This is a genomic window from Streptomyces sp. NPDC096323 (genome assembly GCF_040302845.1).
In the GTDB taxonomy this organism is placed as follows: domain Bacteria; phylum Actinomycetota; class Actinomycetes; order Streptomycetales; family Streptomycetaceae; genus Streptomyces.
The window spans coordinates 17452-30684 of the sequence record NZ_JBEOSI010000001.1; the positions used below are offsets into that span (position 1 = coordinate 17452).

Annotated in this window: 9 protein-coding genes; 4 read left to right on the forward strand and 5 right to left on the reverse strand. The window is 71.4% G+C overall.

Annotated features, from left to right (window positions below; all coding sequences use genetic code 11):
- Positions 1 to 195 precede the first annotated feature (195 nt).
- Positions 196 to 774: a restriction endonuclease gene (locus ABTX18_RS00090; protein ID WP_352120435.1), complete on the reverse strand. Its 579-nt coding sequence runs from the start codon at positions 772 to 774 to the stop codon at positions 196 to 198.
- 267 nt (positions 775 to 1041) lie between these two features.
- Here ABTX18_RS00090 and ABTX18_RS00095 point away from each other — a divergent pair, with 267 nt between their 5' ends.
- Positions 1042 to 1908, forward strand: a complete 867-nt coding sequence (locus ABTX18_RS00095; RefSeq protein WP_352120436.1) for an SDR family oxidoreductase — start codon at positions 1042 to 1044, stop codon at positions 1906 to 1908.
- A 239-nt stretch (positions 1909 to 2147) separates the two neighbouring features.
- On the opposite strand, the gene ABTX18_RS00105 is transcribed toward ABTX18_RS00095, so the two are convergent.
- Positions 2148 to 2273: a hypothetical protein gene (locus ABTX18_RS00105; RefSeq protein ID WP_352120437.1), complete on the reverse strand. Its 126-nt coding sequence runs from the start codon at positions 2271 to 2273 to the stop codon at positions 2148 to 2150.
- 133 nt (positions 2274 to 2406) lie between these two features.
- On the opposite strand from ABTX18_RS00105, the gene ABTX18_RS00110 reads away from it, so the two are divergent.
- Positions 2407 to 3402: a fibronectin type III domain-containing protein gene (locus ABTX18_RS00110; RefSeq protein ID WP_352120438.1), complete on the forward strand. Its 996-nt coding sequence runs from the start codon at positions 2407 to 2409 to the stop codon at positions 3400 to 3402.
- A 597-nt stretch (positions 3403 to 3999) separates the two neighbouring features.
- Here the strand turns inward: ABTX18_RS00110 and ABTX18_RS00115 are convergent.
- Positions 4000 to 5640: a carboxylesterase/lipase family protein gene (locus tag ABTX18_RS00115; RefSeq protein ID WP_352120439.1), complete on the reverse strand. Its 1641-nt coding sequence runs from the start codon at positions 5638 to 5640 to the stop codon at positions 4000 to 4002.
- Between the two features lie 130 nt (positions 5641 to 5770).
- Here ABTX18_RS00115 and ABTX18_RS00120 point away from each other — a divergent pair, with 130 nt between their 5' ends.
- Together ABTX18_RS00120 and ABTX18_RS00125 are read left to right on the forward strand one after the other, a co-directional pair.
- Complete coding sequence (locus ABTX18_RS00120; RefSeq protein WP_352120440.1) at positions 5771 to 6694, forward strand: MerR family transcriptional regulator; 924 nt, start codon at positions 5771 to 5773, stop codon at positions 6692 to 6694.
- Positions 6695 to 6997: 303 nt separating this feature from the next.
- On the forward strand, positions 6998 to 7732 hold the full coding sequence (locus ABTX18_RS00125; protein WP_352120441.1) for a VOC family protein: 735 nt from the start codon (positions 6998 to 7000) through the stop codon (positions 7730 to 7732).
- A 709-nt stretch (positions 7733 to 8441) separates the two neighbouring features.
- On the opposite strand, the gene ABTX18_RS00130 is transcribed toward ABTX18_RS00125, so the two are convergent.
- Both ABTX18_RS00130 and ABTX18_RS00135 read right to left on the reverse strand, forming a co-directional pair.
- Entirely contained in the window at positions 8442 to 11381 is a 2940-nt protein-coding gene (locus ABTX18_RS00130) for a hypothetical protein (RefSeq protein ID WP_352120442.1), read from the reverse strand.
- 2 nt (positions 11382 to 11383) lie between these two features.
- Positions 11384 to 13231, reverse strand: coding sequence for an HSP90 family protein (locus ABTX18_RS00135; RefSeq protein ID WP_352120443.1), 1848 nt, complete (start codon positions 13229 to 13231; stop codon positions 11384 to 11386).
- Between the last annotated feature and the right edge of the window lie 2 nt (positions 13232 to 13233).

Here is a 13233-nt window from a genome sequence, read left to right on the forward strand (position 1 = left end):
GCCGAGCCACTCCGGGTCGTCTTCATGCAGAGGCCCTAAGTTCGCCCCAACCACAGCCACGCGTCCCCCTGTTCCGCCGCGTCCCGCCTCGGCGGCCTCATGGTCATAAGTCGGCGGGCGAGTGTACTCGCCCCCAGCCACCAGGTCCTGGAAAGCGCCGGGCGACTGCCGGAGCGGGGCACGATGATGCTCCCGTCAGTCGTGGTCGGGGTGAAGCTTGCGGTTGGTGCCGGAGCGGCCGATGTCCAGGTCCAGGAGCGAGGTCAGCCTTGTGCCGTTGTTCCAGAAGCCAAGGAGGTTGATATCGATGAGCGTCAGGTTATGGCGGGCCGCGAATGTGCGGGCCGGCTTCGTGAAGACGCAGGAGGCGACGAAGACGGGGACGTCGGCGCCGTGTTCGGCGCGGGCGGTGCCGTTGAACGTCTGGATGTCCCTGCTGCCGACTGTGCGGTGCTTCGCATAGTGCTTGCACTGAATGACGATCTTCCGCCCGTCGGGCAGGCGGCCGATCACGTCGGCCCCCAGGTCCCCGGAGCCGCCGACCCGCTCTACTTCCGTGCAACCGTCCCGGCGGCACAGCTGGGCGACGTACTCCTCGAACTCGCGGTCGTCCATCGCCCAGACCGCCTCCAGTGACCGGCGCGCCTGCCGCTGAGCCTCTTCGGCGAGCCTGGCCTTCTCTGCCTCGGCTTCGCGTCGTCCAGCCCGGACCAGACCCGTGACGACGACTGCGGCGACCACGGCGGCCAACGCCACCAGCAGCACTGTTCCCATGCGCGTATACCCCTCCGCTGCTTCCGGTGGTGTGCCGCCCTTGTTGCTCCCCATCCGGCGAGTGGTCTATCCGGCGGGCCAGGCGGGAGTGCCGATGTTCCAGAAGCCTGCTGCCCGTGATTTCTGCTGGAGGCGACACCCTCCCCCTGCGGAGACCGGCGCTCACCCGTACGCACTCCCGCCCGGGCGCCCGCTTCCCCGGGCGGGGAGCATGGTGAGCGGCGGGGGCTTCCCCGGCCTGCGGACGACGGACGTGGAGGAGCTCCCGTGGGTGCTGACCGACAGGTGCTACGAGGCCGTACCGCTGTCGTGACCGGGGCTGCCCGAGGCGTGGGAGCAGCCGTCGCCCGTCGACTGGCTGAGCGGGGAGCCCGTGTGGCCCTGCTCGGGCTGGAGGAAGCGGTGCTGGCGGAAGTAGCCGCGAGCCTTCCGACCCCGTCTCACTACTGGCACGTGGACGTGACGGACGACGCGGCGATGGCCGCGGTCGGCGAAGCGGTTCGCCGCAGGATGGGCCGTACGTCCATTGTGGTGGCCAACGCGGGGGTCGCTGAAGGGGGGCCTTTCGCCGGATCCGATCCGGTCACCTGGCGCCGCGTGATCGAAGTCAACCTCGTGGGCAGCTCCATCACGGCACGGGCGTTTCTGCCCGACCTTCTCGAAACGCGCGGTTACTACCTCCAGATCGCTTCCCTTGCGTCGATCGGCGCGGCTCCGCTGATGAGCGCGTACTGCGCCTCCAAAGCCGGCGTCGAGTCCTTCGCCCATTCCCTGCGTGCCGAGCTGGCTCCCCGAGGGGTCGGCGTCGGGGCCGCCTACCTGAACTGGACCGACACGGACATGATCAGGGATGCGGATCAGCACGCGGTGCTCCGCGAGCTGCGGGCGCACATGCCCCCTCCGGCACGGAAGGTCTACCCGGTCGGGCAGGTGGCGGAGGTTCTGGTGCGTGCGATCGAACGGCGGGCGCCGACGGTCTACGTTCCCGGGTGGCTCCGGAACGTCCAGGCAGTGCGCGCGCTGCTTCCGGGCGTGGTGGCGCGGTATGCCCGGCGGACACTTATGAGCTCGGAGTTCTCCGCCACGGGCCTGCTGGGCTCCGGTGGGCGCGCGGCCACCGGACGGAAGGCCTGACAGCCTGACGGCACCCCGTGCATCAGTGAACGTTTCCTCGATGAACGGGTGCGCCGTCATCGGGTCTCCTTCGCGAAGAAGGCCGTGGCTCGCTTGAGGGCGTCGACATCCTCGCGCAGCCGGCGGTTCTCCCGCCGCAACGCGGCCAGCTCCTCGCGCTCGCCGCTGGTCAGCCCGTTGCGCTCGCCCGCGTCGACCTCTCCTGCTTCACCCGGTCCCGCACCGCGGTCTCGGTCAGTTCAAAGTCTGGCGACCAGTCCGACCGAGCGGTCACCCCGTCGGCACAGACCGACGATTTCGGCCTTGAACTCGAGCGTGAACGAACGACGAGGGCGGCGAGGCTTCTTCTTCCCCGTGCTCTCCATGATGGACATCCTCCACGTCCTCCCGGGGCTCAACCCCAGATCTCGAATGTCCGTCAAAGCGGATCAAGCCCACTTCCGGCATGGACCGGTGGGGCCGTACAACCCGGCCGGGACACCAGTTGTCGTATCCGACATGACCTTACGCAGATCCGGCCGCGTCGCGGCCACCCTCGCCCTCGGCGCCGCCGTCCTACTCGGCGCCACCACGGCCTCCGCGTCCGCGGCCCCGCACCTCACCGGCAACGGCAACGGCATGGGCACGGGCACGGCGTACGCCGACGACCCCGCGCCCGCCGCGCCGGCCGGCCTTCAGGTGCTGTACGACCCGGAAACCGAGACCGCGGCCGTCAGCTGGAACGCGAGCACCGAGGAGGACCTCGCCGGGTACCGGCTCTACCGGCGTCTCGTCGAGGACAGCGACTGGACCCTGGTCAGTGGTGCCGAGCCCCTGACAGCGACCGCCACGACCGACTTCCTCCCGTCCACCGGCGACGTGTACGCCTATAGCGTGCGGGCGGTCGACCGCGCCGGACACGAGTCCGAGCCCGGCGGCGACGACTGGTACCTGGAGACCCCGGACGCCTCACCGCCGAGCGTCCCCGCGGACCTCAACGCGCAGGGCACCACCGCGGGCAACACCGTGCGCTGGCGGGCCTCGTCGGACCACGTGGACCACTACGAGGTGTGGGCCGCGCCGGAGGGGCAGGAGGACCAGGACGGACCGGCGTCCGTGTACGGCGCCGGCTTCACCGACTCGCAGGCCGCGCAGGGCGTGCGCGTCACCTACACCGTCGAGGCGGTCGACGCGTCAGGACAGCGCTCCGGCCTCTCCGCACCGGTGACCGCCTCGCGGCCCGCGCCGGGCACGGCCCCCAGGCCCACCGGAGTGATGACGCAGGTCAGCGGGGATCACGTCACCATCTCGTGGGACGCCCACTCGGGCGACATGGGCCAGAGCTACCGCGTCTACGGCCACAGCTACCCCGGCCCGGCCGCCTGGTCTCTCCTCACCACCGTCTACCCCCACGGCGGGATGGCGGGTGTCCCCGTCCACTCCGGGCCTTTCTACGTGGTGAGCGTCGACGACGAGGGCAGGGAATCGGCCCCCGTCTACGCGTACGCGACCTGAACACACGACACCACGCGAGAGGGGCCCGCAGGTTCTCACCTCCGGGCCCCTCTCACCTGTTCCGAGCGGAGCGGCTACTGCTCCTGCGACCGCTAAGGGGGAAGTGCCGGCGCTGCTCGCGGTGTTGAGGGACGCCCGCAACGGCATCACGCACATGGGCTGGGGGCGGCCGTCTGACGAGTGCAGGGGCCTGCTGGCAGCTGGTGTGGCGTACATCGATGCCCTTCTGCCCACATCCCCGCGCAGTGTCCGGCGTGCGAAAGTCCTGCCTTCGTCAGCGGCCGGGACAAGAGAGGCGACTACGGAGACATCTGGTTCTTCCCCCGCTACTTCGGGTGCCGGGTCTGCGAGCTCACTCTGACCGGACCTGAACTGGACCTCGCGGAAATGAGGGCCCATTCACTGCGCACAGAAGAAGAGGTGGATGACGAGTGGGAGCCCGACTTCGACTTCATGTGACGCCCGAATCCTGGCACCTTGCACGCTTTGAGGGCTACTGCCGGAATGCCTGATTCTCTGCGACCATCTGTCCATGGTCGGCAGCAGTGATCGTTCAGTGCTTCTCGCCCTGACAGGCACGAGGGCCGGCGCCGGTGGTCACTCCTGCGTATCGCGCCAGAAGGCACATTGGTGCGCGTCGTACGCATCGACGGGGTGGATCGCGCCGGGTCCGGGAGCCAGTGACAGTACGGGGCCCGTGATGCGCAGGGCCGGCCAGTGCGGAGCGCCGGGTGTGTTCGGGGTACCGGTGTGGGCGAAGGACGCCCAGTAGTCGATCATGCGGTCGGACAGGGTGCTCTGCGCCTCGGTCAGGGGCTGTTCGGTGGGCACGAGGGAGAAGAGGTAGGGCAGTTCGAAGCCGTGCGCTGCCCCGTAGGGGAGGTCGGAATGCGCGGGGAGGCCGGTCAGGACCGGGGCGTGCGGATCGTTGAACTCGTAGCCGTAGAGCGGGATCCGAGGGGCCCTCGTGGCGATGTCGCCGGCCGCCTGGAGTGTGGTGCATGCCAGGGAGCGGTCGGTCAGCGCGGCGGACCATGCCAGCGCCGGCGAGGGGTAGCGCGCCGCCGGGTAATGCGAGGCCACGGCGGCGGCGGCCGGGCCGAAGGTGTCGTCGAGGCGGGCGCGGTAGTCCTCCTCGGTCCGGAGCGGGTACGCGGCGAGTGACTGGCCGACGAACATCCGCATCTCGTCGTGGTTGGTGCCCTGGAGCAGCGGCACACGGTGGAAGCGGCCGGCGGCGAGGGCCTTGTCCGGTGCCGTGGGGAACAGTGGGTTGCCGAAGGCCGGGCGGTTGAAGGACTGCATCAGTTGCGTGGTGGCGAGACGTTCTGTGCTCAGCTCACGCAGGCAGGCCAGCTGCCGGGCATCATCGCCCGCCGTGCAGCCGAGTTGTCGCGCGGCCAGGGCGCCGCTGTCCTGGACGTCGTGTTCGGTGGCGAACGGCTCGTATGCCGGCGTTCCGGGGCCGAGGGCGCCCGGCGGGAACGACATGTGACAGGAACCGCTCTGCAGCACCGCCCTCTGGAAGAGCCCTGCCGCGCTCGGGGAGGTGAGGTGCGCGCAGACGCTCAGCGCGCCTGCGGACTCGCCGAACAGAGTGACGGCACCGGGGTCGCCGCCGAACCGCGCCGCGTTCGCCCGTACCCACCGCAAGGCGGCCTGCTGGTCGGCGAGGCCGAACGGCGGAGCGGATCCCAGGGCCGGATGACCGAAGTAGCCGAAGACGCCGAGGCGGTAGTTGACCGTGACGACGAGGGTGTCACCGCGAACGGCCAGCCGCTCGGCCCCGTAGTCGCCGCCGGACCCGCCGAGGAACGCTCCACCGTGCAACCACACCATTACCGGGCGCCGTTGACCGGCGGGCGGACGTGCCGACGGCACGGTGACGTTGAGGTAGAGACAGTCCTCGGAATCGCTCACCCCGCCCATGCCGGGCATCGGCATCTGTACGCAGTGCGGGGAGGGGGCCGTGGCGTCCCGCACTCCCCGCCAGGCCGGCGCCGGCTCGGGCTCCTGCCAGCGCAGCCGGCCGGTGGGCGGTGCGGCGTACGGGATGCCGTCGAAGGTGATGTACGAGCCGTGGGCAGCGCCGCGGATCAGGCCGTGATCCGTCCGTACGAGGACTCTTGTACGAGCTTCGTCGGCGCGCGGCGGTTGGGCGGCCGCGGTCGTGGCGGACACGGCCGTGACGGCGAGCAGGACGGCCGCGCGCAGCAGGCGCAGGCTGTGCGCGCGCAAGGCGACTGGCCTACGCGGGCGCGGTGGTGGGATCGAGGACATGTGTGCTCCCGTGTCTCGATGGACCGGGCCGGAGGCGGCCGGTGCTCAGTACGCTAGAAGCTCCCGCGCGCTGGAGGTTCAAGAGTCTGTGACACACCGCACATGGAGCATCGGTGAACTCGCCGCCGGGACGGGCATCGCGGTGAAGACCCTGCGCTACTACTCCGACAGCGGTCTGCTGCCGGTCGCGGAGCGCAGCAGCGGGGGCCACCGGCGCTACGGCCCGGAGGCGTGGGAGCGGATCGGGCTGATCAGGCGCTTGCGGGCGCTGGACACCCCGATCGCGGCCATCACGCGGGTCGCGAGCGGGGAGCAGGCCCTCGGCGATCTCGTAGAGGCCGAACTCGCCGCCGTAAAAGAGCAGCTGACGCAGTTGCGATGGCGGGAGGCCACACTGCGCGCCCTCGACGACTGCGCGGACGGCGAGCGGCTGCGGCGCCTGGAGATCCTCGCCCGGGTGCAGCGGCTTCCGCAGGCGCGGCGGACCCTCACCGATCACTGGTACCGCGAGCTGCCGGCGGAGATGCCGAAGCGGCGGCTCGATCTCATGATCGCCATGCTGTCGCCCGAACCCTCACGTGACCCCTGCCCCGCGGCGGCACTGGCTTACGCCGAAATCCATGTTCTGGTCTCCACACCCGGCTTCACACGCTGGACGAGAGATCACGCGCAGGAGATGCGAGAGGCACCCGCCTTCTACAGCGAAATCGATGAGGCAGCCGCTCTGACGGCCGCTGCTGTGCGGCAGGGGCTGCGGCCGGGCCCCGGGGCGGCGGTCAACGCCTTCGTGTCCGCCCACGCCCGGGCTCGCAGGGAGTCGGACACGCCGGCCTTCCGCCGCTTCCTGCACACACTGGTCTCCAGGTCGTCGGGCTTCGACCCGCGCCTGCGACGCTACTGGGATCTGCTGGACACCGTCACCGAAAGGCGCTCCCTGAACATGACAACGGCCCACGCCTGGCTGACCGAGGGCCTGAGTCTCTCGATCGCCGAGCTCGGGCCGAGGTGTTGAAGTACTGCGTGGCCACGGCGGCCGCACGACCGTCACCTCCATACGACCCTCGCGGCATGGAAGGCACAACACCGCCTCGAACAGGGCCGGGCAGCGATGCTCGCCGCACACCCGGACGGCTGCGTCCGGACTGAAGGCCGCAGCGGCGCCGGCATCGCTTCCGGACCAGTGGGCAACGACCGCGCCTGGGTCAATCAGCTCGCCCGTACCCTTCCTGGCAGCGCAGCGAGGGCCCGAGGGATCCGATGACACTGGTAAGGCGCTTCGACCACGTCGGCATCACCGTCGCCGAACCTCGGCGCTGTGACGGCGTCCTTCGTCAGCCTCGGCCTGGAGGCCGATCGAAAGATGGCCGTCGAAGGCGCGTTCCTGGACACGGTGATCGGCATGACCGACGCCCGCACCGAGATCTTCATGTTGCGACCGCCCGGCGGAGGTACGACGCTGGAACTCTCGAGCTTCACGCGGCCGGACCACCTCCCGGGTTCGTCTGCCGCACCGGCCAACGAGCTGGGACTGCGTAACGTCGCCTTTGAGGTGCACGACGTCCAGGCCGCAGTCGACCACGCCGCAGGGCGGGCTACGGCCTGGTGGGAGGCATCGGCGAATACGAGAGCATGTGGCGGATGGACTACGTCCGGGGGCCCGAAGGAATCATCGTCTCGTTGGCCGAGCACATCGAGAAGCAGGGGAAACGTCATGAGCACGACCGTGACCGACGAGCAGGTTCAGGCTCTGGCCGCGACCGCGAAACCCTACAGCCTGGCGCTCCTTCACTGGGGGCCGGCGCGGACCATGGACGGGGCGCACGCGATCGAACGCGAACACCAGCGACGCATGGTGTCGCTGCGCGCCGAAGGGGTGATCGCAATCCTGTGCCCAGTCGCCTCCGACACCGTGGCCGGTGTCGCGATCATGACCGTTCCGGCCGAGGAAGCCGCGGAGATCATGGCCGAGGACCCCTGCGTGCGAGCCGGGATGATGCGCTGCGAGATCAACCCGTGCCACGGCTTCCCCGGAGACGCCCTCCCCGCATGACCGATCCCGGCCAGAGCAATCCGGCCCTGCCCGGTCCTGGAACGCATGTCGCATCAGTCACCCTTCGGGCACCAGGCCCCGGCCCCGCGCGGCCTCAGTGTCCACCCACACCACCGGTCAGTGCCCGCCCGCCCGAGTCCAGGTCCATGCCGAAGAAAAGCAACGCCGTGATCACCTGAGGGGCCGACCCGGTCCCGTCCGCCCTCAGGCGGCGCCCACGACCTGCTCGAACTGGTCAGTCTCCTGGAGAAGGTGCTCGAACCGACGGCAGGCCCAGCGTAAGCTCCGGCAGGCCTCAAGACGCAGCACACGGCCTCGCCGCTCTGCCGGCAGGGGTAGACCCCGGCTACCCACCGAGCACGAAGGGCATCCGGGCTTCCGGGTGTCCAGCCGTCGACCCGAGCTGCGCCGATGCCATCGGCATCCCGCCACAGCCAGTGCTGTGACCGCCATGGTTCGCCGGAGAGATGGGCGGGGCAGCGGCCGGCCCATCGGGCGGTGTTTCGACCAGCCCCGCAGAGAGCCTGCCGGATGACGCCCCCTCAGCATGCGACCGGACTCGGACCCGTGCTGCGCCCACGACCTCCGGAGGCGCCGGAGCTGTCGGCGACCCGCCAAAGGTCATCGGCCTCCGAGCCCGGCGTGCCGTCGCACACCTGGTGTACGGCGGCACGCTCCAGGCCTGCGCCGAGTCCTGGTGACCGGCTTCTCAGGCCTCGTCGCGCAACCGGGCCGCCAGCGAGGCCAGCGGCTCGGCCTCCTCGGTGTGTCCGAGGGCGTTCAGCCGGGAGAGCGCCGCGCCCAGACGGATGAGGGCGGGAGCGGTGCGCTCCAGGTAGATGCCCTCCACCGCACTCGCCAGACGCATGCACTCGGCCCACTCACCGGCGCGGTCCTTGTCGGCATCCGGCTCGCCGAGCAGGCCGAGAGCCTTCTCCAGGGCGGCCAGGGCAGTCTCGTACTCACCGGCGTAGGCGTGGACCCGCCCGTGCTCGTAGGCCAGGGCCGTGTCCAGGGAACGGCCGTCCGCCTCGAACGCGGCGGCCCGGGCCTTGTCGGCGATCCGGCCGGCCTCGGCGAGGTGGGCGAGGGCGTCGGCCAGGCCCTCGGCGCCCTCCCGCTCGGCCTGGAGGCGGGCGAGTTCACGCAGGGCGTTGCTGAGCTGCTCGTAGCGCGGGGCCAGAGCGTGGGCGGCGACCGCCTGGACCATCACCTCACGGGCCCGGCCGAATTCGCCCGACTCGCCGAGGAGTACGGCCGTCTCCGCGGCGATCATGGCGTGGCTGCCCGGGTCGTCCTCCCAGCCCGCCGACTCGGCGGCCAGCGCAACGAACTCCGCCGTGGCGGCCTTCAGGTCCTCCCCCGCGTGCAGCGCACGGGCTCGGGTCAGGCGCAGCTGCGCCACGAGCCGGTCGTCCAGCTCTCCGGCGGCGACGCCGGGATCGGCCAGGAGGGAGTCGAGCAGGGCGATGCAGTCCTCGATGCGGCCCAGGTCGAGGCTGAGCTGCGCCGCGTTGCTGTAGGCACAGAACGCGTCGGTCCGGCTGCCGCGGCGAAGATCCAGTTCCGCCGAGCGCGTCAGGTGCCGCAGGGCCTCGTCGGCGCGGCCCAGGTGCATGCAGGCCTGGGCCAGATCACCGTGCAGTCGGCCGTTGTCGGCGGCCACGGTCGTCCATTCGCCGGCCAGTCGCACTCCTTCGGCCAGATCCGCGTACGCCGCCTGCGCGTCCTGGCGGCCGAGGTTGACGCGGCCACGCAGTCCGAGCGTGCGGGGCAGGTGCCAGGCGGGGCCGTGCTCCTTCAACCGGAGGACGAGGGTGTCGAGCTCGGTGACCGCCGTCGCCAGGTCGCCGGAGACGGCGTGCGTGCCGGCCCGGAGCTGTGCGGCGCCGGACACCTGCCCGTCGAGGCCGTGCCGGTCGGCGAACGCGTGCAGCAGTTCCACTTCGGCGAACGCCGCCGTTACGTGCTGCTCGCTCGCCGACGTCTGCAGGCGCAGGCCGAGCGCGGTCGCGCGCAGCCGCAGCAGACGGGCCTCCAGGTACGGGCTCAGGCCGGGCGTTCCCTCGTGCAGCCGGACCATTGCCGCGTGCGCGGCGGTCAGCGCGGCGGCCTTGGCATCCGCCCCCTCGTCACCGTCCGCGGGGATCTCGGCGGCGGCGAGCGCGGCGTAGGCACGGCAGAGCGCCGCCTCACCCATTGCTCCGGCGTCCTCGTAGAGCCCCGCGGCTTCCTCGTGCAGGTCGGCGGCCTCGGCGAAGTCGTCCCTCTCCCCGGCCCGGCCCGCCTCGTCGGCCAGCAGGTCGGCGCGCAGCCGTACGAACGGGCCCACGGCCGGGTCGTCGGGGTGGACGTAGCCACGGGCGGCGACGTGCTTGCGCAGCCGGGCCCAGCAGAGCCGCGCGTCGGGGTGTCCCTGCTCGTCCAGTTCCCTGGCGCGCAGGATGAGGGCGGGCAGTTCCTCGGGGAGGTCGGCCGTCTTGCGGGTGGCGGGCGCCGCGACCGGAGCGGCGGCGGCCGGGCCCACCTCGTCGAGGGTGCGGGTGCGCAGGGTCAGTTCGAGGGAGTCCAGCAGCGGCGCACGGTCGAGGCGGGCCCGGCGGCGGTCGGTGAGGGCCGTGGTTGCGTTGCGGGCGTCGAAGCGGGCGGCGAGGTCGTCGGCGCGTCCGCGCACCTCGGCGCCCAGGCCGGTGACCGTCCAGCTGCGGCCCGCGTATCCGGCGGCGGGCAGCTCGCCGTGACCGAGGAACTCGACGCGCCGCAGGAGAACGTCCACTCCGGTGAGGAAGTCGAACAGATCCAGCGGCGAGTCCACCTCGTCGAACAGGTTCCGGTTCTCGGCCAGCAGTTCCAGGCCGCGTGCCTCGTTGCCGGTGAGCGCGCAGAACTCCAGGTGCCTGCCGACCTCCCCGGCCATGGAGGCGTTGCGGCGGCAGCCCCGGTAGCCGGAGAGGTGCAGTGCGCGGGCCCGGTCCACGTCGCCGGTGCGCAGCAGGGGCAGCAGCGCGTACGAGAGGGAGCGGGCCGGCTCCTCCTGGCAGGACTCCTGGCCGGCCAGGACAGGTTCCCAGGTGCGCAGCGCGCGCTCGTCGTCGCCTGCCGCCAGGTGGTACAGGGCGCGTTCGCAGATCTCGCAGGCCTCGCAGTCGCTGAACGCGGTACGGGTGCGGCCCGCCCACAGCTCGTAGGCGACGGCGGTGTCCTCACCGCGGTGCGAGGCGAGCTGGTACACCTGCCCGTAGTACGGCTGGAGGCCGAGACCGGCCTTCTCGTACCGGTCCTTCATCTCCTTGAGCCACTGGCGCAGGCTGGCCAGCGGTATCTCGGGCAGCGCGCGGAGGGCGCCCGCGACCCACTTGAACCGCCAGAACAGCAGGTGCCGCAGCCGCTCGTCGAAGACGTCGGGCTGCTCGTCGAAGAGGGTGAGCAGGCGGGCGAAGACGACGGGCGACTTGCGGGGCTCGGAGCCGTAGGCGTACGCCTCCTGGAGTTCGAGGAGGGTACGGACCAGAGCGAGGGGGTCCTCGAACCGCTCGGCGACGTCGACGAGTTCCTCGGCGGTGACGGTGCGAGTGCGGCCGTAGGGGCGCCGCTGGTTCTCCTGAAGTGCCTCGTACAGCTCGTCGGTGTTCTGGGGTGCGGTCGGCATCGTCAGCTGTCCTTGCGGAGGGCGTGGGCGAGGAGGTCGAGGAAGGAGCGGTTGATCAGGCTCGACTCGGCGGGCCTGAGCGGGCGCCGGGACAACAGTGCGGCCTGCCCGTAGAGCGCTTCGGCGCTGGTGCGGGCCAGTTCGGGTTCATCGATGGCGAGGGCGGTGCGGACGAGCGGGTTCAGCTGGTTGAGGATCAGCTGGGCCCGCGGGGCCTCCTGGCGCAGCGCGCCGAGGATGTCGCCCCACAGGCCGCCCTCCTGCTCACGGGCGAGCTGGGAGCGGCTGCGTTCGTGCCGGGCCTCACGGCTGTCGATGAGGAGAGCGGGTGCGGAGGCGGGCTGGAAGGTGCGGAGCGCGACCTCGCAGTCGAAGACGGCGAGTGCGTCACGGGCCAGGGCGAGGTAGGCCCCGGCGGCCAGTTCCGTCTCGCGCTCGACGGGATCGAGGTGCGCGGTGAGGGTCGCCGGGTCGAGGTCGGCGACGCTGACCTCGGGCCTGATCTCGGGGAGCCGGTGGACCAGTTCACGGTCGTAGGTGTAGCCGCCGTTGACGACACCGAGTCCGGCGGCCGAGGCGATAGCGGCGACCTGCCGGAACTCCTCCACGCTCGACGTGACAAGGACGGTGCGGTGGGTGCGCGCGAACTCGTCGAGGCTGGTGGAGCCGTCCGTGGTCTCGAACGGCAGCCAGGGCAGCAGCATCCGCAGGATCTCGTCGTCGTGCACCGCGAGCGACTTCACGGCCAGGTGATGGGCCTGGAGGAAGCGGGCGAGCAGGTCGGGGGCGCTGGCGGCCGCCCGGGCGATCCACGCCCGGAGCCGGTCGGCCAGGGCGTCGCGGACGGCGGCGAGGGTGTCGTCCTCGTACAGGGCCTCCCGGGACGCGGTCGGGCGCAGGCTCTCGGCGTCGACGACGCAGCGGACGAAGAACGCCCACTCGGGCAGGATCTCCTCGGCCTGCTCCGACAGCAGCATGCCCTTGACGTGCACGCGGTGGCCGTGGCGGCGCCCGGTCGGCACCGTCTCGGGCAGCACGCACGCGATGCCCTTGAGCCCCACGGCCGGCAGGTCCAGATCGATGGTGTCCAGCGGCTTGAAGCCGAAGACGTCCTCGCCGTAGGCGGCCAGCGCGCGGGAACGGGCGCCCGGTGTGGGGTACGTGCCCTGCCAGGGCGCGGGCTCGGGATTGACCCGGGCACCCGGGCCGCCGGAGCCGTCGTCGAAGGTCACCGGGTGGCGCAGCAGGGAGCCGAAGTGCCGGGCCAGGCTGTGCACCTGCCCCGGACGGGTCCACTCGCCCGCATCGGCGCGCGGTGTCAGCGTGACGGTGGTTCCGGGGTGCGGACGTGCGGAGGCCGGCAGAGTGCGGACGCTGTAACTGCCGTCGCCGCGCCCCCGCCACTCCACCACGGGTGCGTCGGGGGCGCGGGCGGACCGGCTGACGACCAGGATCTCGTCGGCGACCAGGAAGCAGGACAGCAGGCCGATCCCGAACTGGCCGATGAAGTCGCCGCGTTGCTCCGCGATCCGGTCGGCGCGCTTGCTGCTCCGCCCGATCGTGGCAAGGAAGCTGTGCACGTCGGCCTCGGTGAGACCGACGCCGTCGTCCTCGACGCGTACGACCGAGCCGTCGGCGTACAGACGGATGCCGAGCGCAGCGGCGGTGATGCCCGGTTCCAGCCCGTGCCGGGCCGTCAAAGCGTCCACCGCGTTCTGCAGCAGTTCGCGGAGGTAGACGCGGGGGCTGGAGTAGAGGTGGTGGGAAAGCAGATCGACAAGGCCGCGCAGATCCACCTGAAAGGTGCGATCGGCGTCGGCCGGGTTCGGGGCGGTGCCGGGCAGAGTCATCG